This window comes from Aeromonas sp. DSM 116730 (assembly GCF_046581335.1).
Taxonomy (GTDB): Bacteria; Pseudomonadota; Gammaproteobacteria; order Enterobacterales; family Aeromonadaceae; genus Aeromonas; species Aeromonas rivipollensis.
Window position 1 is genome coordinate 2,743,284 of record NZ_CP144265.1, and the last position, 24,080, is coordinate 2,767,363.

At 63.6% G+C, this 24,080-nt stretch carries 18 protein-coding genes; 3 read left to right on the top strand and 15 right to left on the bottom strand.

Annotation, left to right across the window (positions count from 1 at the left end; translation table 11 throughout):
* Window positions 1-77: 77 nt before the first annotated feature.
* The 5 genes from amoA to Aeroheme_RS12485 are packed head-to-tail and all read right to left on the bottom strand — an operon-like array spanning window position 78 to window position 7,699.
* Window positions 78-827 (bottom strand): amonabactin biosynthesis protein AmoA, encoded by a 750-nt coding sequence (gene amoA, locus Aeroheme_RS12465; protein ID WP_411167242.1) that lies wholly within the window; start codon window positions 825-827, stop codon window positions 78-80.
* A gap of 20 nt (window positions 828-847) precedes the next feature.
* On the bottom strand, window positions 848-3,949 hold the full coding sequence (gene amoF, locus Aeroheme_RS12470) for an amonabactin biosynthesis non-ribosomal peptide synthetase AmoF (RefSeq protein WP_411165948.1): 3,102 nt from the start codon (window positions 3,947-3,949) through the stop codon (window positions 848-850).
* Window positions 3,946-4,854: an isochorismatase family protein gene (locus Aeroheme_RS12475; RefSeq protein ID WP_411165949.1), complete on the bottom strand. Its 909-nt coding sequence runs from the start codon at window positions 4,852-4,854 to the stop codon at window positions 3,946-3,948. Before Aeroheme_RS12475 ends, amoF begins: the two co-directional genes overlap by 4 nt.
* Window positions 4,855-4,877: 23 nt before the next feature.
* A complete protein-coding gene (locus tag Aeroheme_RS12480) occupies window positions 4,878-6,539 on the bottom strand; it encodes a (2,3-dihydroxybenzoyl)adenylate synthase (RefSeq protein WP_411165950.1) in 1,662 nt (553 codons plus the stop codon).
* Complete coding sequence (locus Aeroheme_RS12485; RefSeq protein WP_411165951.1) at window positions 6,536-7,699, bottom strand: isochorismate synthase MenF; 1,164 nt, start codon at window positions 7,697-7,699, stop codon at window positions 6,536-6,538. Before Aeroheme_RS12485 ends, Aeroheme_RS12480 begins: the two co-directional genes overlap by 4 nt.
* A 321-nt stretch (window positions 7,700-8,020) precedes the next feature.
* Between Aeroheme_RS12485 and Aeroheme_RS12490 the strand changes: the two genes are divergently transcribed.
* Window positions 8,021-8,572, top strand: a complete 552-nt coding sequence (locus Aeroheme_RS12490) for a lipoprotein (RefSeq protein WP_368169490.1) — start codon at window positions 8,021-8,023, stop codon at window positions 8,570-8,572.
* Between the two features lie 148 nt (window positions 8,573-8,720).
* Window positions 8,721-10,718: a hypothetical protein gene (locus tag Aeroheme_RS12495; protein WP_411165952.1), complete on the top strand. Its 1,998-nt coding sequence runs from the start codon at window positions 8,721-8,723 to the stop codon at window positions 10,716-10,718.
* A 63-nt stretch (window positions 10,719-10,781) separates the two neighbouring features.
* Here the strand turns inward: Aeroheme_RS12495 and glgC are convergent, their stop codons facing one another.
* The gene (glgC, locus tag Aeroheme_RS12500) at window positions 10,782-12,056 is read right to left on the bottom strand and encodes a glucose-1-phosphate adenylyltransferase (RefSeq protein WP_163149105.1); all 1,275 of its coding nucleotides are present in this window, start codon (window positions 12,054-12,056) and stop codon (window positions 10,782-10,784) included.
* A gap of 187 nt (window positions 12,057-12,243) precedes the next feature.
* Between glgC and Aeroheme_RS12505 the strand changes: the two genes are divergently transcribed.
* Window positions 12,244-13,884, top strand: a complete 1,641-nt coding sequence (locus Aeroheme_RS12505) for an EAL domain-containing protein (protein ID WP_106887062.1) — start codon at window positions 12,244-12,246, stop codon at window positions 13,882-13,884.
* On the opposite strand, the gene Aeroheme_RS12510 is transcribed toward Aeroheme_RS12505, so the two are convergent.
* From Aeroheme_RS12510 to recR, 9 genes are all read right to left on the bottom strand, one after another.
* A complete protein-coding gene (locus Aeroheme_RS12510) occupies window positions 13,847-14,341 on the bottom strand; it encodes a hypothetical protein (protein ID WP_106887063.1) in 495 nt (164 codons plus the stop codon). The genes Aeroheme_RS12505 and Aeroheme_RS12510 overlap by 38 nt on opposite strands.
* 172 nt (window positions 14,342-14,513) lie before the next feature.
* Window positions 14,514-14,876 (bottom strand): DUF2750 domain-containing protein, encoded by a 363-nt coding sequence (locus Aeroheme_RS12515; protein WP_010674427.1) that lies wholly within the window; start codon window positions 14,874-14,876, stop codon window positions 14,514-14,516.
* Between the two features lie 114 nt (window positions 14,877-14,990).
* Window positions 14,991-16,619: a methyl-accepting chemotaxis protein gene (locus Aeroheme_RS12520; protein WP_262109765.1), complete on the bottom strand. Its 1,629-nt coding sequence runs from the start codon at window positions 16,617-16,619 to the stop codon at window positions 14,991-14,993.
* 161 nt (window positions 16,620-16,780) lie between these two features.
* Window positions 16,781-18,085, bottom strand: a complete 1,305-nt coding sequence (locus tag Aeroheme_RS12525; RefSeq protein ID WP_106887064.1) for an inosine/guanosine kinase — start codon at window positions 18,083-18,085, stop codon at window positions 16,781-16,783.
* Between the two features lie 186 nt (window positions 18,086-18,271).
* A complete protein-coding gene (locus tag Aeroheme_RS12530) occupies window positions 18,272-18,664 on the bottom strand; it encodes an MAPEG family protein (protein ID WP_317841011.1) in 393 nt (130 codons plus the stop codon).
* A 62-nt stretch (window positions 18,665-18,726) separates the two neighbouring features.
* Window positions 18,727-19,701: a ferrochelatase gene (gene hemH / locus Aeroheme_RS12535; RefSeq protein ID WP_106887066.1), complete on the bottom strand. Its 975-nt coding sequence runs from the start codon at window positions 19,699-19,701 to the stop codon at window positions 18,727-18,729.
* Between the two features lie 154 nt (window positions 19,702-19,855).
* A complete protein-coding gene (gene adk / locus Aeroheme_RS12540; RefSeq protein WP_106887067.1) occupies window positions 19,856-20,500 on the bottom strand; it encodes an adenylate kinase in 645 nt (214 codons plus the stop codon).
* Between the two features lie 252 nt (window positions 20,501-20,752).
* The gene (gene htpG / locus Aeroheme_RS12545; RefSeq protein WP_411165953.1) at window positions 20,753-22,666 is read right to left on the bottom strand and encodes a molecular chaperone HtpG; all 1,914 of its coding nucleotides are present in this window, start codon (window positions 22,664-22,666) and stop codon (window positions 20,753-20,755) included.
* Between the two features lie 306 nt (window positions 22,667-22,972).
* Window positions 22,973-23,572, bottom strand: coding sequence for a recombination mediator RecR (recR, locus tag Aeroheme_RS12550; RefSeq protein WP_025326665.1), 600 nt, complete (start codon window positions 23,570-23,572; stop codon window positions 22,973-22,975).
* Between the last annotated feature and the right edge of the window lie 508 nt (window positions 23,573-24,080).

Here is a 24,080-nt window from a genome sequence, read left to right on the forward strand (position 1 = left end):
ATTCAGGGCGAGATTGACGCTCTGACCGTCCAGCTGTTTCAACAGCAAAATCATATTGTTCATCTGTTTCTCAAGCCTCAGGCACTCAGGGTGGCGCCGCCGTCGACGACCAGATCCTGCAGCGTGATATGGCTGGCCAGATCCGAGGCCAGGAAGAGGACGGTATGGGCGATCTCCGCCGGGGTGGCGATTTTGCGCAGGGGAATGCCGAGCTTGAACTGCTCCGGCAGCCCGGCAATGGTGCGGGCCATGGCCTCCTCGTTCGGCAGCATGCCCCGCAGCATGGGGGTGTCCGTCGAGCCCGGCGACACCAGGTTGGCGCGCACGCCGAAGGGGGCCAGCTCCAGCCCTACCGTCTGGGTCAAGCTGGTGACCGCCGCCTTGGAGGCACAATAGGCCGCCATCTGCATGCGTGGCACATGGGCGGCGTTGGAACCGATTGTGACGATGGCGCCGCGCCGTTGCCCCTTGAAGTGGGGCACCAGGGCCCGCAGCAGATAGAAGACGCCGCTGGCGTTGACCGTCATGCAGTCGTGCCAATCCTGGTCGCTCAAGTTTTCGGTGGGGCCGAGGCGCAGCACCCCGGCCCCGTTCACCAGCACATCCAGCCCGCCGTCCGCCAGCAGCGCTGCGCAGCAGGCGTTCACCGCTGCGGCATCGCCGATGTCGAGCAGCCGGGTGGCATAGGGATAGCCGTCCTCGGGAAACGCCAGATCCAGCCCCACCACGGACGCGCCAGCGGCCACGAACTGCTCTGCCACCTCGCGCCCTATGCCACGGCCAGCCCCGGTCACCCAGACCCGCTTGCCACTGAAATCAAAGGCCATTGCTTGTTGATCCTTGCTCATCACCACACCATCTCCACGCTCTCTTCATCCTCGGTCAGCTTGCCATCGAGGAAACGGCAGAAGTCGTCCAGACGGGGGTGATCGAACACATCGGAGACCTTGACCTGCACCCCGAACTCGACGCCGAGCCGGTTGACTATCTGTATGGTCTGCAGGGACTGGCCCCCCAGTTCGAAGAAGTTGTCCGAAGGCGCCATGGTGGCCAGCCCCAGGATCTGCTGCCAGATGGCGCCGACCCTGTTCTCGGTCTCGCTGCCAAGCACCAGCGCCTCGTCGGTGGCCTGGTACTGGGCCAGCAGCGCCTTGCGATCCAACTTGTTGGAGCCGGTGCGGGGCAGCTGATCGTAGTGGCGATAGTCGGTGGGGATCATGGCGGTGGGCAGCACCCTGGCGAGCTGAGCCTTGATGGCCCGGCTGTCGCGCTCAGGGCCGGCCACGAAGGCCACCAGCCGGCGTACGCTGCCGATGCTCACTCCCTGCACACAGGCCTCGTCCACCCCGGGCAGGGCCAGCAACTGGGCCTCCACCTCGCCGGGCTGGATGCGATAGCCGCTTATCTTGAACTCGTTGTCGCGCCGGCCCAGATAGACCAGACGGCTGGCCACCAAGCGCACCCGATCGCCGGTGCGATAAACGGGCACATCCTCCTCACCGATCCGCAGGGTGCCAAAGCTGCCTTGTACGCCCCCCACGTAGCCGTTGGCCAGCTGCGGGCCGAGCAGCACCAGCTCACCCTCACTGGCGGGTTGCTCCCCCGCCCCCAGAATGAGCGCCTGCATGCCGGGCAGCGGCAGGCCTATGGGCAACTGGGCCAGGCTCGGGTCTTCCTGCTGCAGCTCCTGGGTGGTCACCACCACTGTGGTTTCGGTGGGGCCGTAGGTGTTGAAGAGGCGCACATCGGAGCGGCCCTGGCGCTGCCACTGGGCCAGCTGCTCGGGGTAGACAGCCTCGCCGCCTATGATGACGGTGGCCAGATTGGCAGGTATCTGGGCCTGACCCGCCGTCAGCGCCACTACCCACTCGTTCCAGAACGCGGTAGGCAGGTCGAGGTGGGTGATCCCCATCTGCTCCACCCCTGCCGCGAAGGCGGGCATGGATTCGAGCAGGGCGTCGGTGCGCAGCACCAGGGTGGCGCCGGCGCTCAGGGTGGCAAACACCTCCTCGATGCTGGCGTCGAAGTTGAAGGGGGCGAATTGCAGCATCCGCGCCCCCTCGTCCAGGTGATAGCGGCAGCGGGCCGCGGCGGCGAAGTGATCCAGCGCCCCGTGGCTTACCGCCACCCCCTTGGGCAGACCGGTCGAGCCCGAGGTGAACATCAGGTAGGCGACGGCGCGGCCGGCGGCCGGCTGGTTGAGCCGATCGTCGCTCACCAGATCCCCCGCCAGGAGAGCGCGCCCCTCGAACAGGCTGGCCAGCATGTGACGGTACTCGGCCTGGGTGATCAGGGTCTTCACCTCCCCCAGACGCAGGATATGGCCCTGACGCTCCAGCGGCTGCTCGGGGTCGAGGGGCACATAGACGGCGCCAGCCAGCAGCACCGCCAGCTGTGCGAAGATGGCCTGGGGGCTGCGGGCCAGCATGACACCGACCCGGTCCCCCGGCTGCACGCCGGACGCCTGCAGGGCGGCAGCCATCTGCTCGGCACGGGTCAGCAGCGCCTCGTAGCTGACGCTCACCTCTCCCTGCGCCGTGCTCTGAATCAAGGCAATCTTGTCCGGGGTCTGGGCGGCGAAGTGGCAGAGCGCCTCCAGCACCGGCCGCACCTGGAGAGCTTCATGCGCGGGACCGGCTATCAGGGCTCTGGCTCGCTGCTCCGCCAGCCAGTCGGCCTTGAGGCTGCCCAGGGTCTGGGCGGGCTCGGCGAGCCAGCGGCCCAGCAGGGCGAACAGGGTATCGGCAATGGTCGCCAGATCGGCCTGCTGGTAGCAGCCGGGGTTGGCATCCAGATCCAGTCTGGGCTGGCCATCGGCCCCCACCAGCACCTCTATGGTGAGATCCTCCACCGGCCCGGCGCTGATGTTGAGGATATGGGCACTGAGCGGCCCGAAGCGGCGGGCATGGTCGAACGGCATGATATTGACCAAGGGGCCGAACAATCGCTTGTCGCCCCCCACCAGGCCAAGGTCTCGGCGCAGCAGCTCGTAGCGATAGTGCTGGTGCTTGCGCACGCCGCGCTTGGCCTTGGCCACGGCGCCGGCCGCCCCCGCCAGATCCAGTTCTTCACCGAGCGCCAGCGCCAACGGGGTGATGTTCATCTGCATGCAGGGCACTGTCAGGGAGGCAGACCCGATGCGGTTCATCATCATCAGGCCAAGCAACGTTTGTTGCTGGCCACTGGCAAGGGAGAGCTGGGCCGAGAGACCGGCCAGCAGCAGATCCGGCCAGCCCAGCTTGTGCTCGTCGGCAAAGCCGGTCAGGGATTGCCACAGCGCCGCCGGCAGGGGGCGGCTCTCGCGGATAAACTCGGCGGCGATGGGGGCGCGGGACTCGCTGAAGGAGCGCACCTCGGGCCAGCCTTGCAGCTGCTCCTGCCAGAAGGCGCGAGCGGCGGCGTTCTTGCCGCTTAGCTCGCGGCTCGCCTCTTCGGCCAGCACCTCAGCCAACGAGCCGAAGGGGGATGGAGAGTCCATCTCACCGGCCAGCCCCTCGGCATACAGCTCGGCGATGCGCTGGAACAGCAAGGTGGTGCCAAAGCCGTCGAGGGCTATGTGGTGCACGCAGCTGTAGAGGTAATCCCGGCCGGGGCCGCGCAGCAGGGCGAAGCGGCAGGGCGCCTCTTGGGTCAGCTCAAACGGGCGGCGCAGATCGCCCCAAGCCCAGGCGCGGGCCAGCGTCTCGTCGTCGCGCTCGAGGGAGACCTCTTCATAGGCCAGGGGCAGCTCGTGCGAGACGAAGCAGACCGCCTCCCCATCCTGCTCGAAATGGCCCTTGAGCGCCTCGCACTCCCCCACCGCCTTGGCAAGGGCCGCGGCCAGCACAGCAGCCTCGACCTTGCCGTCGAAGGCGATGCACTCGGCGGTGTTGAACATCGCCTTGTCGTCATTGAGCAGATGTCCGGACCAGATCCCCTGCTGGGGGATGGTCAAGGGGAAGCGGTTCATGGGGTCACCTCCAGCGCCTGGGCTGCCAGCTTGACCTCGATGAGGCGCCACCAGCCGTTGAGGGTCGGCAGCTTGGCGAGATCCACGAAGCCCAGCTCCACCCCGGCGGCGCGCCATTCGGTGAGCAGGGACATGATGCGCACCGAATCCAGGCCGTAGTCGATAAGGTTCTCGTCCGCATCGAACTCTTCTTCATCCTCGTCGATGTGGCTCAGCAGCCGCGCCTTGAGCCCCTCATACGTCAGCAACGGATTGGTCTGGACGGCGAAAGCGGAAGCCGGGGCAAGCGCCAGCACCTCCTCGCAGGGGATCACCTTGCCGCAGCGGGTCGCCACATAGTCAAGCGCCATCTGGTGATCGGCCAGGGAGAAGTCCGCCACCCCGTCCGCCAGGAAGAAGGGCTGGATGTCGCGCATGAAGGCGTCGCAGGCGGTCATCATGCAGCCGATATGGCCGTAGATGCCGCCTATGATCAGCTGATCCCGACCCAGGTCTTTGAGCATCTGTTCGAGTTCGGAGCGCTGGAAGGCGCTGTAGCGCCACTTGACCAGCACGGTATCGTCAGGCTCCGGGCGCAGTGCTGCCACCACCTGCTGCAGCTCGGGGCTCTTGTTCAGGCCAGGCCCCCACATGTCGTTGAGCAGGGCCCTGTCCTCGGGGGATTGATCCTTGGGCTGGGCGGTGTAGAAAACCGGAATGCCGAGGGCCTTGCACTGCTTGCGCACGGCGACCAGGCGCTCGGTCAGGGCCGCGATCAGCGGGCTGTTTTCGCCATAGAAGGCGGTGAAGTACTCCTGCATGTCGTGGATCAGCAGGGCGGCGCGTTTGGGTTCCAGGGTCCAGTTGACCTTGTTGGCCTTCCACTGGCTGGGCATGGCGTAGTTGTTCAGGGTTGGGATAGCCATAACGTCATGATTCCTTTTTAGTTTTAAGCTGTGGTCAGGGGTTGGCTGGCGGCGATGATCTCGGCGATACGCGCCCGCAGCCCCTGCTTGTCAATCTTGCCCACCGCCGTCATGGGCAGGGCATCCAGGGTTTCGAAACGGTCGGGCAGCTTGAAGTCCGCCACCCCGCGCTCGCGCAGAAACTTGCGCAAGGCCAGCGGCTTCAGGGCGGGATCCGTGCTGACGATAAAGGCGCAGCTCTTCTCCCCCATGGCGCTGTCTGGCATGGAGACCAGGGCCGCATGGGTGATGGCCGGGTGGTGCAGCAGCTGGTTTTCCACCTCTTCCGCCGCTATCTTCTCGCCGCCCCGGTTGATCTGATCCTTCTGCCGCCCCACCACCGTCAGGTAGCCATCCTGGTCTTGCACCACCAGATCGCCGGAGCAGTAGAAGCCCTCCGCATCGAACACCCGGGCGTTGTGGGCCGGGCTCTGGTAGTAGCCGCGGAAGGTGTAGGGGCCGCGGGTATGCAGGGCGCCGGGCTGGCCCGGGGAGACCGGATTGCCCGCCTCATCCAGAATGCGCACCTCGTCGTCCGGGCTCATGGGACGGCCCTGGGTGTGGATGATCTTGTCGTCGGGGTCAGAGAGGCGGGTGTAGTTGACCAACCCCTCCGCCATGCCGAACACCTGCTGCAGCCGGCAGCCGAGCAGCGGCCCTATCTTGCTGGCCACCGCTTCGGCCAGCTTGGCACCGCCCACCTGCAGCAGGTCGAGGCTCTCGATCTGACTGCGGACGGACGGATCAGATTCGGCCGCCTGCAACCAGAGGGAGACCGCCGGCGGCACCAGGGAGCAGAGGTTGACCTGGTGGCGGGCGATCAGCGGGAAGCAGCTCATTGGACTGGGGTCTTGCGCCAGCACCACGGCGCCGCCTGCCTCGAACACCCCCAGAGCGCCAGGGGAGCTCAGGGGGAAGTTGTGGGGGGCCGGCAGGGCGCACAGATAACGGGTATGGGGCCCCAGCTCACAGATCTCGTTGCTGCGGCGCACGCTGTAGAAATAGTCGTCGTGGGTGCGCGGAATGAGCTTGGGGGTGCCGGTGCTGCCACCGGAGAGCTGGAAGAAGGCCACCTCGTCCGCCGGAGTCGGGCCACATTTCACCGGCTCACTCTCATCCAACTGCGCCAGCCAGCGGGTCAGCCCCAGCTCCCCGCTCTCGCCATCGAGCAACACCAGCTCGGCACCTATGCCTCGCAGCAGGTCACTGTGGCGATCCCCGCTTGCAAACAGCGGATGGGCGAGCGAGCCGATAAAAAGCCTGGGCCGGATCTGTTCGGCGTAAGAGGCCAGCTCCAGCCGGTTGTGGCTAAAGAGGGCGTTGACCGGAGCAATGCCAGCCTTGAGCAGGGCGAAGAACACCAGATAGAACTCGGCCACGTTGGGGAGCTGCACCAGGGCTGTATCCCCCACCCCCAGGCCGCAGTGGGCCAATCGCCCGGCCAATCGGCTCGAGGCGGCGTCCAGCTCGCGATAGCTGAAGCGGCGCTCGCCGCATAGGATAGCCTCGGCATCGGGGGCCAGCTCGCACTGGCGCGCCAGCATGGCGGTCAGGGGCTCTCCGCGCCAATAGCCCTTGGCGCGGTACTGCTGGGCCAGCTCCTCGGGCCAGCGGGTATAGGGCAGGAAACGGTTGGGCTGCGTCATTGCGCCACCTCCAGACTCAGGCCCAGGGCTTTTAGCATGGTCCCCAGCTTGGTGCCGGTCTCGGCCCACTCCATGGCGGGATCCGAACCCGCGACTATACCGGCGCCGGCAAACAGCTCCACCTGATGGCCATCAAGCACGCCGCAGCGGATCACCACGGCCCACTCGCCGTTGCCCTGGCTGTCACACCAGCCGACGATGCCGCTGAACAGGGCGCGCCTGAAGGGCTCCTGCTCGCGGATGAACTGGCGCGCAAGATCGGTAGGATAGCCGCACAGGGCCGGGGTGGGATGGAGCTGGCAGGCAAGGGAGAGCACGGAAGCGTCGCTGCCATGCAGCTGGCCCGCTATGGGGGTGCCCAGATGCCAGAGGGTGTCCGTGCTCATCAGGGTGGGTTTTTGGGGGATCGCCAGCTCGCGGCAATGAGGGGTCAGCACCCGGCGGATCTCGTCGATCACCAACTTGTGTTCATGCTGATCCTTGCGAGAGGCCAGCAGATCCCGGGCCACCGCCTCGTCCTGCACAGGCTCGCTCGCCCGTCTGGCTGAACCCGCCAGCGGGTGGGTGAAAACCTCTCCCCCGCTGACCCGTAGCAGCAGCTCGGGGCTGGCCCCAAGCAGTCGGCGGCCCTGACCGAGCGGCAGGGAGAAGTGGAAGGCGTGGGGGTTCTGAGCCATCAGACGGGCCAGCACCCGCTCGGGATCGGCGGGCTTGTGCAGGGTGAGGATCAGCTTGCGCGACAGCACCACCTTGGCGAGCTTGCCTTGGGCGAACGCATCCAGCGCCGCACTCACCGAGGCCTTGAATTCACCCGACGCCGGGGTGCTCTGCACCGAGATGACGCTGTTGGTCTCGGCGGTCTGCTCTTCTGGCGCGGCACGATCCCCCCGCTCATAGCGGCCGGGCACATAGAGGCAGGAGGCTTCCGCCGGATCGAAGGCGAAGGCACCGATGAGCAAGGGGTTGGCCTGGCCAGCGGCCCTGGCGGCATCGAGGGCCCGGGTTATCTGCTGCGCCAGCAGAGGCCAGTCACCGGCGGGGGTCACTATGGGTTGACCCAGGTCATAGGCACCAAGGCTCCCCTGACCCGAGGTAAACAAGAAGTCTGGCGGTGTGTCCGCCTCGGCAGGTGCGCCATTTTCCATTACACGAGTATTCACGTTACACCCTCAAAAAGATTCAAAATGATAATGATTATCAGTTTGATTTTGTGCGGCGGTAAAATACTCGCTTTGAAATAACGGGGTCAATGGGATTTTGAGTCGATAAAACAGGAGCTTGTCTGTGGGTATTGGCGCCATGGCGCCGCGGCGGGCCTGCTGGCGCAAGGGGTGGCAACGCTACTCGAATGAACACGAATTGCCATCCCCATATGGGGGATGCGACAGAAACGGGGTCAGTCTTCCCCCACTGGCGGCCGACCAGCTTTGCCCCTAAGATGGCGCCATCTGTTGTTGCCACCCATTTGATGGAACCTGCCCATGTTAAAGCACCTGCTTCTGCTCCCCTTCGCCCTGCTGCTGGCGGCCTGCTCCCTCACCCAGTACAGCGTCAGCGAGGGCGAGATCAACCAGTACCTCAAGGAGCGAGTCGCCTTCGAGAAACAGCTGGGGATCCCCGGCATCATGTCGAGCAAGATCCGCCTGGACGACATGGAGAGTCGCATCGGTCGCACCCGCGCCGATCGGGTAGAGCTGGATGCCGCCGGTGATCTGGAGGTGGCGAGCCCCCTTGGCAGCCAGCAGATGAAGATCCGCCTCTCCCTCAGTGCCCGCCCGGACTATGTGGCCGAGCAGGGCGCCATCTACCTGCGTGACCTCGAACTCATCTCGGTCAAGACAGAGCCGGCCAACGTGGGGGCCGCCCTCACGCCGCTGCTGCCCACCTTCAACCAGTCCCTCTCCCTCTTCCTCTCCCAGACCCCTGTCTATCGGCTGGATGGCAGTCGCAAGAACGAGGCGCGTATCAAGGAGAAGGTCGAGGCCCTCAAGGTGGAGCCCGGTCGTCTGGTGATCCCCTTCAAGCTGATGTAACCCCTGTCGCCGCGCCCCCCTCTCCCCAGACCCCAGGGGCGCGGTTTTTCGCTTCTAAAGTTTCCTCCCTTGCCTCATAATGCACACCATTCTCATTTAGATTCATGAGAAGCGTCATAATAAAATCAAACATATGGGTGAAAAGGACATGAGAAAAACCGTACTGGTGCAGGCGATCGCCTGTGCACTGCTCAGCAGCGCCGCGCACGCTGCCGTCAAGGTGGAAGACAAGACCTTCAACACCGCCGCCAGCATGCTGGCCTATACCGAATTCGAACTCTCCGGCGAGCCGCTGGCCGAAGCCCTGGGGCTGGATCTGGACGTGCTGGACGCCAACCGCGCCGATGAACCGACCCCGTTCGACTTCGCCGCTGGCATCGAATCCTATGAGTACTCCGAAGAGGCGATGTACGCCCTCAACTACCAGTCCGGCATGGGCCCGCACCTGGTGAACGGGCCGCAGAACCTGGCTCGTGGTGGCACCCTGGCCGACCTTGGCAAGCGGGTGCTGGCCATGGCCGATGCCGTCGGCTTCCCGGCCGATGAGGTGCCCCAAGGCATGTATCCCCTCTCCCTGCCCTATGCCTCCGCCAATCCGGAGTTCGCCCAAGCGGTGAACGCCGCCCCGGTCAACGGCGATCAGCTCACCATCAAGACCGCCAAGGGCACCGAGAAATCGGTCAAGACCCAGGTCCCGGCCTACTTCCGCGACTACGCCACCCTGCGCTGGAGCGGCAGTGACAACCTGCTGGTCCCGGCGGCCGTGGGCGGCATACTGCTCAAGGAAGTGATGTGGTCCCAGGACTTCCTGGGCGGCATGCACGTGGCCGAGAGCGATGAAGAGGTGGAAGCCGCGTCCGCCACCATGGATCAGGATGGCAAGCACAAGCTCGGCGTCTCCGCCGCCGACGGCTTCAACGGCATGATGCTGACCGAGCAGTCCATCGACAAGCTGGCCATACTGCAGGGCCAGCTCGGCTTCGATGGCAAGCAGCTCGGCGCCAAGATCAGCCCCCAGTACGATCCGGCCAAGGGTGTCGTCTACTTCCCCCATCAGGTGAAAGTGACCGAAACCAGCAAGAACGACGTCGGTGCCATCGGCAAGCTGGAGGTGGTGGACGGCTCCGCCCAGCTGCGCGATGCCTGGATGCTGCTGTGGCCGCTCTCCGAGTTCTACGCCTTCAGCGATCAGCGCAGCGCCAACACCAACCAGAACCCGGCCTTCCACGCCGTGTTTGACGGCGCCCCCTTCGCCGCCGCCCCGGCCGCCAACAAGGCCAATGATCTGGCTAAGGCAGTGGCGGGCAGCGATGCCTTCTCCCTGGCGCTGAACCTCTCCAACCTGACCTTCAAGAACCTGGCCGCCCTGCACTTCGAGCCCAAGGCCGGTACCCTGGTGGACAGCTGGCAAGAGGGCAAGCAGAGCGCTCACGTCACCACCTTCGACGCCGCCTACGCCCTGGTCGCCCTGCAGATCTTCCAGCGCGCCCAGGATGCCTTGCCGGTCGGTTACGCCGCAGGTGACAACGGCGAGCTGAACCTCAAGACCCAGCAGGGTCAACAGGCCCTCGAGCTGGTACGCAAGCAGGCTGACTTCATCCTCGGCAAGCTGGTGGGCAAGAACGGCCTGGTCCACGACGGCCTGACCCTGGGCGGGTCGCTGGATGCCGGTCAATCCATAGAGGCGCAATTTGCCGCCATCCGTGGCCTGACCGCCGCCTTCCTGGCCACCTCGGATGCCAAGTACCGCACTGCCGCACGGGATCTCTTCATCGCCACCGACAAGGCCTACTTCAATGCCAAGGCGGGCACCTGGCTGGCGGGCAAGCAGGGCGAATACACCCCATGGACCCAGGCTGCCATCTCCGGCGCCCTGCGCTCTGCCATGCTGAACCTGCGCAACGAAGGGGCCGAGAAGGCACCCGAGCTGGAGCTGGCCAAGCTGACCGGCCAGTACGTTAGCTGGTTCCGTGGCACAGTCAACGGCGGCATGCAGATGGCCGAGTGGGTCGGCGACTCCGGCGAGAACGTCATCGACAGCGCCGGTGGTGACACCGACGAAGACGGCGTGCCCCAGGTGACTGCCGCGGGCGGCAAGCACGGCACCGCCATGGTGATGGCCGGCAAGGCCATCGTCAGCGAATAAGTCAGCGATGACCGCATGAAAAAGGGAGCCTTCAAGGCTCCCTTTTTATTGGTCTCAGTCTCATCAGCCGAGCTTGGCCACCATCTCCTTGGTCACCAGCACTATTCCCTGCTCGGAGCGGTAGAAGCGACGGGCATCCTCGTCCGCGTTCTCCCCCACCACCAGGCCATCGGGCAGCTTGCAGCCCTTGTCCACCACCACCCGGCGCAGGCGGCAGCCCGCCCCCACTTCGACCCCGGGGAAGATCACCGCCTGATCCAGGGTGCAGAAGGAGTGCACCCGCACATTGGTGAAGAGCACAGAGTTCAGCACGAAGGAGCCGCTGACGATGGAGCCGCCCGCGAACATGGAGTTGATGGTCATGCCGTGCTGGCCGTTTCTGTCCTGCACGAACTTGGCGGGGGGCGACATGTTCTGGCTGGTCCAGATGGGCCAGTTCTCGTCATAGATGTCGAGCTCGGGCACCACGGAGGCGAGATCCATGTTCGCCTCCCAGAAGGAGTCCAGAGTCCCCACGTCGCGCCAGTAGGGCTTTTGCCCCTCCTTGGCCCCGACGCAGGAGATGGTGAAGGGGTGCGCAAAGGCCTTGCCCTCTCCCACTATGCGCGGGATCACGTCCATGCCGAAGTCGTGCTTGGACTCCAGATTGTGGATGTCCTCCTCCAGCAGCTGATAGAGGTATTCCGCATCAAAGATGTAGATCCCCATGGAGGCCAGGGAGACCTGGTCATTGCCCGGCATGGCGGGCGGGTTGGCCGGTTTCTCCACGAAGGCGCGGATCTTGCGCTGCTCGTCGATGTCCATGACCCCGAAGGCGGACGCCTCCGCGCGCGGCACCTCGATGCAGGCCACCGTCACCTTGGCGCCGAGGCGCACGTGATCGAGCAGCATGGCGGCGTAGTCCATCTTGTAGATGTGATCCCCCGCCAGCACCACTATGTATTTGGGGCCGTAGTCACGAATGATGTCGACGTTCTGGTAGATAGCATCGGCGGTACCACGGTACCAGTGCACCTCGTCCACCCGCTGCTGGGCGGGCAGCAGATCGATGAACTCGTTCATCTGATAGCGCAGGAAGGACCAGCCAGATTGCAGGTGGCGCAGCAGGCTGTGGGACTTGTACTGGGTGACCACACCCACCCGGCGAATGCCGGAGTTGATGCAGTTGGAAAGCACGAAATCGATGATGCGGAACTTGCCGCCGAAATGGACGGCGGGCTTGGCGCGATTGTCGGTCAACTGCTTCAGGCGACTACCGCGTCCCCCTGCGAGCACCAAGGCCATACTCTGATTCAATAGTTGCCGTGCTTTGGCTGTGTCTACGGGTTCTAGCAACATATCTACCTCTGCTCTGTTGGGGCTGTTTTCAACCCATCTTCGCTTTTTTTGCGAACTGTGAAAGTGTTTTCACTCACATTTAGTGGCTTTCCGACGGCCCTTTTCATGGAGTTGCGTGAGTACTCAAGCTTTGTGCCGGCGGCTTGATTAGAATTTCTACATCACGAGCATCATCAAGGATGAAACGATGTTGAATAAACACGAGGGAAATCTGCTGCTGGTCAGCGCCCTGGTCTGCATTCCCATGCTGTTGCTGCAGGGACTCTGGCTTGCGCCTCCGGCCTCCCCCCTCACCCTGCTGCTGGTCCTGATGACCACCCTCATCGGCTTCGCCCTGCTGCTCTTTCTCACCCACAGCGTGCGCAAGGGGGAGCGGGAGAGGCAGGAGCAGCGCTGGCTGCTGGCGCTGCAACAACGGGATCCCGCCATGCTGGAGAGCCCGCAGGCACAAACGGCGCTACGCCAGTTGCTTGCCTCCTTCAGTGAAGCCGAACTCGATGCACATCGCCAGATAAGCGAACTGCAACAGCAGGCGACCCAGGACGAGATGACGGGCCTGCGCAACCGCCATGCATTCAGGCGCGATCTCACCGAGCTGCTGCTGCAGGAGACGACCCAGACCGCCATCCTGGTGCTGATCCGCGCCACCGAGCTGGCCCGCCTCAATGCCCAGCGCGGCTTCCAGTCCGGGGATGCCTACATCAGGGATATTTCCAACCTCATCAATCTGGTGGTCAACCGCTTTCCCGGGCATCAGGTCTATCGCATCTCGGGGTCTGATTTTGCGGTGCTGCTCCCCTCTGACATCAACATTCCGCCCCATTTGCTGGGGCAGGAGTTCAAGCGGGCCTTCGATCATTATCATCGGGAACGGGAATTGGAAAATGTGGCCTACACAGGGCTGACCCAGCTCTCCCGCGCGCAGAATATCGAGGCTATCCTGGCTCGCGCAGATCTCGCCCTGGCACGGGCCCAGACTGAAACCATCAACGGCTGGGCCATCCAGCAACATGATCACTCCAGCAACCTCCATGGCCAGCAGCACTGGAAGAGAGTGCTGGAGGATCTATTGTCGCAGCCGGATTGCATCACGCTCTTCAGCCAGCCGGTGCAGGCGTTCAATCGGGACATGGTGCCCTACCAGGACATCTCTGCCCGCTTCAGCAATCGAGAAGGCATACAGCTCCCCACAGACACGCTCTTTGCCATGGCACAGCGACTGGAAATGCTGATGCGGCTGGAGCAGATGCTGATCACCCATGTCATGCGCCAGTATCGCGCCTTCGACCAGCAGACCCACCGCTGGGGGATCAACCTATCCAGCTGCCTGCTGCAGAACAGCGCCTTTTTGATCTGGTTTGATCACCAGCTGCAAAAGGATGCGAACATCAGCGCCAATCTGGTCTTCGCTCTGGATGAGGAGCACCTGAAACACAACATGATCGGTGGAAAGCGGCTGTTTGAACTGCTCAGGCGCCATGGCAGTCGCTCCACCATTCGCAACTTTGGCAAGGGGATGGACTCCTTCACCCTGCTTCATGAGCTGAGGCCGGATTATGTGAAGCTGGATCCGCTGCTGCTTGGCACCCTGGAACGGGACATCGCCAACCAGCAGTTCGTGCGGATGATAGTCGACGTCTCCCATCGCATGGGCTGTCTGGTGATAGCGGAAGGGGTGGAGGAGCTCGGTCAGAAGCAGTTGTTGCAAGGCATGTATGTGGACGGATTGCAGGGGTATCTGATCGCACGGCCCCAGGAGCTGAGGCCTGACATTCCCCATCCGGGAGTCTTCACTGGGGACGTTTCAACTTCAGCAGGGTCAGAATGATGTCATTGAGCTGGCGATAGCGCTCCAGCTCCTTCTGATCGTAACGGGTCGCCAGCATGGTCGGGTTATGGCGGTTCTTGAGGTAACGGTTGATCTGCAGACGATTGAAACCGGCCACCTTGTAGACCTGACCGAGCAAGGCATTGAGCTCCTCGTCCGCCAACCCCGCCCGGGCCAGATAGTCCTCCTGGGACGGGCTCTCCAGCTGGCAGCTCTGCTTGTCGAGGTGGCCGCTCTCCTGCAGATAGGCGAGCCACTGCTCCACATAGAGCGGCTTGCAACCGGCCAGCAGATCGAAATAGCCCACCGCATCGCAACGGCAGCCGGTCAGCAGCACCAGGGCCAGGGCATCGCTGTCGCATTGGAAGGTCACGGGACCGCTCTGACCCCAATCCAGCGCCTGCACCCGGATCCGGGCCCGCGCGCCCGCCGCTGTAGTCACGTCAAAGACAAACATGGCACCTCCCGATCGGCAAAGGGTTGATGATGACCCATCTCGGTGACGGGTGCAAAGCCAAATCGCCCGCTCATCTTGGCGCCCTTGCCGGGCATAAAAAAACCGACGGCCTCGCAGCCGTCGGTTCTGGTCTCGGCGATGACCCGCGTCGGGGCCATCAGTGCAGCACAGTTCAGGCGTCCAGCTCAACCAGCGCCTTGGCCAGCTCGATGGGCTCGAGCTCCTGGCCTTCCAGATCGGCGTTCCAGTTCGGGCCGACCAGCACATCGTCTTCGTCCAGATCGTTGATCCAGATGTCGAGAAACTCTTCGAGCTCGATCACTTCCGGCTCGTAATCCGCCCACTCGTCCACGCAGTGCAGACGGGCATCGCCCTCGGCAGACCAGAGCGGCATGACGTCGGCATCTTCGAACTCGGCGGAGCGGCACACCACCCAGTCTTCACCGTAACGCAGACCCCACACCTGACCCGACTCGCGGACTTCTTCGATGAACAGCTGGAAATTGGCGTCAAGATTGTCAGTTAGTTTGCTCATGGGGGTCTCTCTCTTGCAGGCGGTCGGCCAACGCTGGCCAATATTGGGGCTGATGGTGTCCCAAAAGCCCCCCAGACTCAAGCCTTATCCCCAAAAAGGCGGGGATAAGCGCCATCAGGTTCGATATTGGGCGACCAGGGCCCCCAACTCGTCGCAAGAGAGCGCCAGCTGGCTTGCCGCCTGCTCGGTCAACCGGTTCTGGGCCAGGGCATCCGCCGCCAGCTCGGTGATGGCCACCAGCCGCTGGTTGATCTCCTCGGCCGCCCGGCTCTGCTCGGCGGCGGCCGTGGCGATCTGGCTATTCATCGCATTGATGGTGTGCACAGAGCCATCGATGGCATGAATGGCGCCGTCGGCATCACCGGCCCTGTCGGCGGTGGAGCGGGAGAGTTGCTGCAACTGGGTGATGCCGCTGACCACCCGGCCCGCCCCCTCCTGCAGCCGCTGGATCATCTGCCGGATCTCGTCGGTGGAGCTGTGGGTGCGGGTCGCCAGGGTGCGCACCTCGTCGGCCACCACAGCGAAGCCACGCCCCTGCTCGCCGGCCCGGGCCGCCTCGATGGCGGCATTGAGGGCCAGCAGGTTGGTCTGCTCCGCCACCCCCCGGATCACGTCGAGCACTGAGCCAATCTGCTGGGTCTCCTGCTCGAGCTGGCTCACCGCCTGCACCGTCTCCACCATCTCGTCCGCCAGCTGGCTGATGGTCTCCCTGGTCTGGGCCACCACCTGACGCCCGTGCTGGGCGAGATTGAGCGCGGAGTCCGCCGCCTCGGCGGCCTGGGCCGCGTGCTGGCCCACCTCCCGGCTGCTCACCGTCATCTGCTCCATGGCGCTGGCCACCCGCAGGGTGTCCTGCTCCTGGCCGGTGACGATGGCGCCGGTCCGGTCGACGATCTGGGCCAGCTGGTGCGCCTGCTCCCGGTTCTGGGCCGTGATCTGCTGGCTGCGCCCCACCAGCTGCGCCATCTGGCCGGCGAAGAGGTTGAAGTTGACCGAGAGCTGGCTCAGCTCGTCCCGGCCCGACTCCGGCAGCCGAAAACGCAGATCCCCCTCCCCCCTGGCGATGTTGCCGAGGGCCGATACCGACTGGGAGAGCGGCACCACTATGCTGCGCACTATGAGCCCGACCACGGCAAACAGCAGTATGGCCAGCACCAGGCCTATCCCGAGCAGGGTGCGCAGCACCTCCTGATACTGAGCCTCGACGTCGTCCACATAGACGCCGGTGCCGATGATCCAGTCCCAGGGGGCGAAGCGCTTGATGTAGGAGATCTTGCGCACCGGCTCCTCCACCCCGGGCTTGGGCCAGTAGTAGGCCACCTCTCCCGCGCCCTGCGCCTTCGCCAGATCGGCGAAGGCCACAAACAGCCTGAGCCCCTGCTTGTCCTCCACCCCGGAGAGATCCTTGCCGTCCAGCTCGGGTTTCATGGGGTGCATCACCATGGTGGGGTGGCTGTCATTGATCCAGAAGTAATCCTCCTCGCCATAGCGCAGCCCCTTGATCGCCGCGAGGGCCTCGGCCTTGGCGCGCCCCTCGTCGAGCTCCCCCTTGCGTACCCTGGCCTCGAACCCGGCCACCAGGCTGTAGGCGGTCTCGACCTGGGCACGAGTCTGGCGACTCTTCTCCCCCATCAGCCCCTGCTGATAGATCTGCAGGCAGAAGAACAGCAGCAGTCCCAGCAGCGCCAGCACCATCAGGGTCACCAGCGACAGGCGCCGGCCGATACTCCATTGTCTCAACATACCCTCATCCCGAACCAGCTACATGTTGTTAACAAGGTATGTCGCCACGGCGCGGCCTGTCCACGATGACAGCAAAAGCAGTGCCAAAAACATGATCCAGCCCCAAAAACAAGAAAGGGTGCCCAGTGGCACCCTTTCTTGTTGTCGACCAGATGACGCTATCAGCGCTCCCAGTACACCTCTTCCAGGCTGTCTTCCTTCTCCGGCAGGCCGCGGGAGAGACGCGGGCTGCTCTGGGCCAGCACCTCGTAGCTCACCCGGTTGGCATACTTGCACACCTGGGCCAGGGAGGAGTAGGTGAGGAACTCGGAGAGGTGCTTGGCGGAGTTCGGCACATTCATGCGGTGATAGGCGTTGGCCACCATGTCGTGCAGCACCGCAGACAGGGCGCCATCCCCGGCGCCATTGGTGTTCTTGATCTTCTCCGGACCGCCCATGTAGGGGGAGATATGGGAGTAGATCCGCGCCGGATTGCGGCACTTCTCGCGGGCCATGGGGCGGCTGAACTCATACATGTTGAACTCGGGGATCACCCCGGGCAGCAGGGTATGGGTGGTCTCGCGCTTGTAGTCTTCCTCGGTGTAGCTCGCCATGTAGAGGCCGATGGGACCGGCGGTGCAGAGCACCATGTCGGCCCAGTCCAGCGCCTTGTCGGCGGCGCCGAGCGGATCTTTGATCCCGGTCAGGGCCTCGGCCTCGTCTTCGTTCATGGCGAGCACTGTCACGTTCTCGCTGATGAAGTCACGCCACCACTGGGGGTTCTCGTCGATGACGAAACGGGTGCCCAGGGTCAGCACCACGGGCACACCGGCCTCGCGGGCATAACGGACGGCAGCCATGGCCGCCTCCTTCATGGGGGTACCGTCGGCGCCGCGCACCAGGTAGGCGGTGATCACCAGGGCGGAGGAGTCCTTGATGATGGCCTCAGGGATGTGCGCCACGTCCAGGTGGTCCATCTTGCCGGCGTTGATGCCAAAGCTGCGCTCGCCCCCTTCGGTGATGAAGGTGAAGCAGCGGCCGACAGGGCCGTCCACCGGCTGCAGGTAGTCGAGGTTGACCCGGGACGAGGTGTTGCACAGATAGCGGTAGGCGTAGCTGCCGATGCGGATGTCCTGGCTCATCACCCCGAGCAGGATGGAGTGGGAATCGGCCAGCACAGAGTAGTTGTGCATGGTGTTGCCGATAGTGCCGCCGGCAAACTCGCTCACCACCATGTTGTTGGCCTTGAGCTCTTCATAGACCCGCTCGGCCACGTCGTCGGAGATGAGCATGGAGTGACCCTTGCTCAGGCCGTACCGGTTCAGAAAGTCCTCGTCCACATGGGCTTCGATATCCACCAGAGTCTGATCTATACCCACCACATAGGCCTTGCCCAGTTCGGTGAGCTGGGGATTTTGCGGGATCAGGGGATCACGCCTGTCGACCGGGAAGTAGTGTTTGGACTTGCGCTGACCGGGAAATTTCATGGCAATCTTCTGTGCTCTGGGGGGAAGAGGGGCGGGATTTTAACACAATCCACCCCGCCGAAAAGTCGCCCGATTAAAATATGGGGTCAGTATAGGCAAGGGTTTGCGAGGAAAACGTTTGATCTTCCCCCCTCAAAAAACCACCTCGCGGTGAGGTGGTTTTTCGCACTCAAGTGGCCTCTGGCCTCAGCCGAATGACAGCCCCTGCACCAGCGCCAGCACCGAGAAGAGTCCCAGGGACAGCCAGAAGAAGAGGGTGCCAAACAGCCGTGGCTTGTTCGGCGCCTTGGGGATCTGGATGCCGATGGCGTGCAGTATGCGCCCCAGCAGCAGCAGCGCCCCACCCAGGTGCAGCCAGAGCGCTCCCACCCCGGCCAGTTCGCACAGGGCCATCAGCAAGAGGGTGAGCGGCACGTACTCGGCGAAGTTGCCGTGGGCACGGATGGCGGAGAGCATCTCGGGCGCCTCCCCTTCCCCTATCATCACCTTGAACTGGGCCCGGCGCTTGACCACCCAGAACGAGAGCAGCAGGAACAAGAGCCCCAGCAGGCCGCCGTAGATCAGCGTGATATGCATCATCAAGACACTCCTTTATCGTTGAACCCGAACACCCGGCGCGCAATCGCGGCCGTGAAGACCCCTCACGCCAGCTCGCGGCAGATCAGCGACACCATCATGCGGATGTGGGCCTGATCGCTGTTGAGGGCCGGTATGTAGTGGAACTGCTCTCCCCCCGCGTCCATAAAGACGGCGCGGTTCTCGACCTGGATCTCCTCCAGGGTCTCGAGGCAATCCGCCGAGAAGGCCGGACAGATCACATCGAGCCGCTTGACACCCTGCGCCCCCAGCTGGGCTATGGTGACATCGGTATAGGGCTTGAGCCACTCCTGCTTGCCAAAGCGGGACTGGAAGCTGGCACTCCACTGCTCGGGGGACAGACCCAGCGCCTCCGCCAGCAAGGCGGCGGTGCGGCGACACTGGTGACCGTAAGGGTCCCCCTCGTCCTCGCTGCGCTGGGGAATGCCGTGGAAGGACATCAGCAGGTGCTCACCCTGGCCCTGCTGCTCCCACTGGCGGCGCACGCTCATGGCCAGCGCCTGGATGTATTCCGGGTGGTTGTGATAGTCGCGGATGAGGCGCATCACCGGCAGGTGGCGCTCCTTCTTCATCACCCGGGCCCAGCCGTCGAACACGGCTGCCGTGGTGCTGGCGGCATACTGCGGGTAGAGCGGCAGCAGTATCACCCGGTTGACCCCCTGGGCCTTGAGCGCCTGCCAGCCCTCGTCGAGGGAGGGCGAGCCATAGGTCATGGCCAGCACCACGGGCACATCGACCCCCTCCCGCTTGAGCTCCTGCTCCAGCGCCGCCCGCTGCCGCTGGCTGATGGCCATCAGGGGTGAGCCCTGCTCGGTCCAGACCTGCTGATAGAGCTTGGCGACCCGGGGGGCCCGAAACGGCAATATGGCGAAGGTCAGCAGCGGGGCCCACAGCAGGCGAGGTATCTCGACCACGCGCGGGTCCTGCAGGAACTGACTGAGAAAGGCCTTGACGGCCGCCGAGGTTGGCGCCGCTGGGGTCCCAAGATTGACGAGCAAGATCCCGGTTTTCGTGGTCACGTTAGCGTCCTGTCGTGGGGTATTTGTGGTGCTTGTGATAATGCAAGAAAGGGCCCTGTGTGGACCCTTGTCTCAATGTCGTTGCCAGGCGATCGCCCTTGGCGTGGCAAGAGGATTGCCAGCACGCCGGGCAATGTCGGTGGCAAGACCAGCTTTAGCCGAGGATAGCCGCCAGCTGCTGGCTGACCTGATCCACCGGCTGGGTGCCGTCGATCTTGACGTAACGGGTGTTGCCCGCTTCCGCTTCCTTGCCGTAGAAGCCGATGAGCGGTGCGGTCTGCTGATGGTAGACATCCAGACGCTTGCGAACCGTGGTCTCTTCGTCGTCGGCACGGATCACCAGATCCTCGCCGGTCACGTCATCCTTGCCTTCCACTTTCGGCGGGTTGAACACCACGTGGTAGGTACGGCCGGAGCCGGAGTGCACGCGGCGGCCGCTCATGCGCTTGACGATCTCTTCGTCCGGCACCGCGAATTCCAGCACGAAGTCCACCACCACACCGGCATCCTTCATGGCTTGCGCCTGGGGGATGGTGCGGGGGAAGCCGTCCAGCAGGAAGCCGTTGGCGCAATCCGGTTGCGCGATACGTTCTTTGACCAGGCCGATGATGATGTCGTCGGAGACGAGCTGACCTGCGTCCATCACGGCCTTGGCCTTGAGGCCCAGCTCGGTGCCCGCCTTGATCGCCGCACGCAGCATGTCGCCGGTGGAGATCTGCGGAATACCGTGTTTTTCCATGATGAACTGAGCCTGGGTACCTTTGCCGGCACCCGGTGCTCCCAACAGAACAATGCGCATACACGCTCCTAATTGATTGGTTATTCAATTCTTGAGAAGGCAAAAAACTACACGTTTTCGCCCATATTAACAAGCTCGCCCCGTGTGAGTGGCCAGATTATCACCACCCGTTCGCGCCGTCTCTGCGACCAAAGACGCAGGCCCCAGCCACGAAAAATGATTGAAAATGCAGCAACCGCCAAGGCGGACAACGCCGCCCCGGGGGCGGCGTCGGCCAAAAAAAGCCCACTGCTTTACAGTGGGCCAATCACATCACGCCTGGAGTAGCAGACGGTTGATACGGGAGACGAAGCTCGCCGGATCATTGAGGCCGCCCTGCTCCGCCAGCTGGGCCTGCTCGTGCAAGAGGCTGACCCACTCACCGAACAGCGCCTCGTCTTCGATGGTGTCGAGTTTCTTCACCAGGGCGTGGTCAGGGTTGAGCTCCAGGATGTACTTCTGCTCCGGTACCGGCTGGCCGGCGGCGCGCATCAGCTTGATCATCTGGGTGCTCATGCCGTGGTCGTCGGTGACGATGCAAGACGGCGAGTCGGTCAGGCGGTGGGTGACACGCACCTCTTTCACCGCATCGGCCAGGCTCTGCTTGACCCGCGCCACCAGACCGGCGTTGGCCTTTTCAGCCTCCTCCTGGGCCTGCTTGGACGCTTCGTCCTCCAGCTCGCCCAAGTCCAGCTCGCCACGGGTGACGGAGACCAGCTGCTTGCCGTCGAACTCGGTGAGGTGGCTCATCAGCCACTCGTCCACCCGCTCCCACATCAGCAGCACTTCGACGCCCTTCTTGCGGAAGATTTCCAGATGCGGGCTGTTCTTGGCCGCGGCATAGGAGTCGGCGGTGATGTAGTAAATCTTCTGCTGGCCTTCCTTCATGCGGCCAACGTAATCCTCAAGCGAGACGGTCTGGGCTTCGCCCTCGCCGGCGGTGCTGGCAAAGCGCAGCAGCTTGGCGATCTCTTCGCGGTTGGCGTAATCCTCGGCCGGGCCCTCTTTGAGCACGTTGCCGAACTCGCTCCAGAACTTGGCGTACTTCTCGCTATCGTCCTTGGCCAGCTTGTTCAGCATGGTCAGGACGCGCTTGGAGCAGGCCTTGCGCAGGGAGGCGGTCACCTTGTTGTCTTGCAGGATCTCGCGGCTGACGTTCAGCGGCAGATCGCCTGAGTCCAGCACCCCTTTCACGAAGCGCAGGTAGGTCGGCATAAACTGCTCGGCGTCGTCCATGATGAAGACGCGCTGCACGTAGAGCTTGAGGCCGTGCTTCTGCTCGCGGTTGTAGAGATCGAAGGGTGCGCGGGCCGGGATGTAGAGCAGGCTGGTGTACTCCTGGGCCCCTTCCACCCGGTTGTGACCCCACAAGAGCGGATCTTCGAAGTCATGGGCGACGTGCTTGTAGAACTCCTGATACTCCTCGTCCTTGATGTCTTTGGGGTTGCGGGTCCAGAGCGCGGTGGCACGGTTGACCTGCTCCCACTCGCCGGGGGTCCCGACTATGGTCTCGCCATCTTCTTCGCGATCCGGGGTGCCCTCCTTGTACATCTCCACCGGCACGCTGATGTGGTCGGAATACTTGGCGACCACGGCGCGCAGGCGCCAGTCGTCCAGGAACTCCTCTTCCTCGGCGCGCAGGTGCAGGATGACGTCGGTGCCGCGACCCTCTTTGGTCACGTCAGCCACCGTGAAGGAGCCTTCCCCTTCGGATTCCCACTGCACGCCCTGACCCGGCTCTGTGCCGGCGGCGCGGGAGATGACGGTCACCTTGTCGGCGACGATGAAGGCGGAGTAGAAGCCCACCCCGAACTGACCGATCAGCTGGGAGTCCTTGCCTTGATCACCGGAGAGGTGCTTGAAGAACTCGGCGGTACCGGACTTGGCGATGGTGCCAAGGTGCTCGATCACCTGATCCCGGGTCATGCCGATGCCGTTGTCCGAGATGGTCAGGGTCTTGTTCTCTTTGTCCACCACCAGGCGCACGCGCAGCTGGCCGTCGTTTTCGAACAAAGAGGCATCGGAAAGCGCCTTGAAGCGCAGCTTGTCCGCCGCATCGGATGCGTTGGAGATAAGCTCGCGCAGGAATACTTCTTTGTTGGAGTAGAGGCTGTGAGCCATCAGGCTCAGCAGTTGTTTGACTTCAGTCTGAAAGCCGTGGGTTTCGGCGTGAACACTTTGGGTCATCGACCAGTCCTCAAAACGTCGGGTTGAACAGATTCCCAACCTAGATGGGGTTGGCCTTTCAAATATCAAGGGGCTTGCGTGCAAACTTGAGAGCAAACTTGCACACTGGCCCCTCGTCGCGGGCTTGGTTGCCCATTTTTTGTACCATCCAGCCAAACCTGTTGATGAGCCGTCGCGAGAAGCCGTCAGCAAGGTATCGATCCGCGCAGGAACCGGAACGTATAGGTATACGTGAGCCCCTGGTTTCACATAAGCGAGCAGCACATGAGCCTTGATCACGGTTTCGCAGCAGGCCCATAAGCATGTTTAGATGCGCTGGCGCCCCATCAGGGAGTGAGACAGCGTGGTCCCATCCACCAGCTCCAGCTCGCCGCCCACAGGCACCCCGTGGGCGATGCGGCTCACCTCCACCCCGGCGGCGCGGGCCATGTCGGCGATATACCAGGCGGTGGCATCCCCCTCTATGGTGGGGTTGGTGGCGAGGATCAGCTCCTTGATGTGCTCATCCTTCAAGCGCCGCTCCAGGATCTCCAACCCCAGCTCCTCGGGCCCTATGCCGTCCAGGGGCGACAGGTGGCCCATCAGCACGAAGTAGCGGCCGGAGAACTGGCCGGTCTGCTCGATGGCCGCCACGTCTGCCGGGCTCTCCACCACGCAGAGCAGACCGTTCTCCTCGCGCTTGGGATTGGCGCAGATCTCGCAGCGATCGTTCTCGGTGAAGGTGCGGCAGTGGCTGCAATGACCGATTTCGGTCAGCGCCCGATTGAGCAGGGAGGCCAGACGCAGGCCGCCGCTGCGCTCGCGCTCCAGCAGGGTGAACGCCATGCGCTGGGCCGACTTGGGGCCCACGCCCGGCAAGACCTGCAGCGCCTTCATCATCTCATCGAGCAGGGGACTGAATTTCATGGGGATATCCTTTAAAGCCGCGCCGAAGGGAGGAGTAGGCCCGCGTGCCTGACGCGGCGCCGACGCCTCCATCCGAACCTATCTTGTTGGCGCAGGACTATACCCGAGCCGCCCCCAGCCGCCAATGGCAGATCCCGCCAAATGGCCCCTCCCCCTTGCCACACAGCTCCCCGGCGAACCGGGCGGCGCCCCGCTTTCCAGGCCCATGCAGACCCCGCATGGCCATCCAGGGCTCATAAGGCGATAAAAAAGCGCCCAGGTCGTTTAGTTTTTCTATTCGATTTATGAAGATCATTAAGTAAAACCAAACAAAAAATCCTTCCCGATGCCAGCGCCCCTGAACGCGGCCCCCTGCAAGGGCGCTATCGGGGCGCCTAATAAGCTGCGCCGTCACTGTCCCGTCGATTCCCCCACCCTATGCCCCTCCTCAATAGAGAACGGGCCCGCCTCGCAGAGCGGCGCCGTCACTGCCCCGCCGATTCTCTCACCTGATGCCCCTTATCCATAC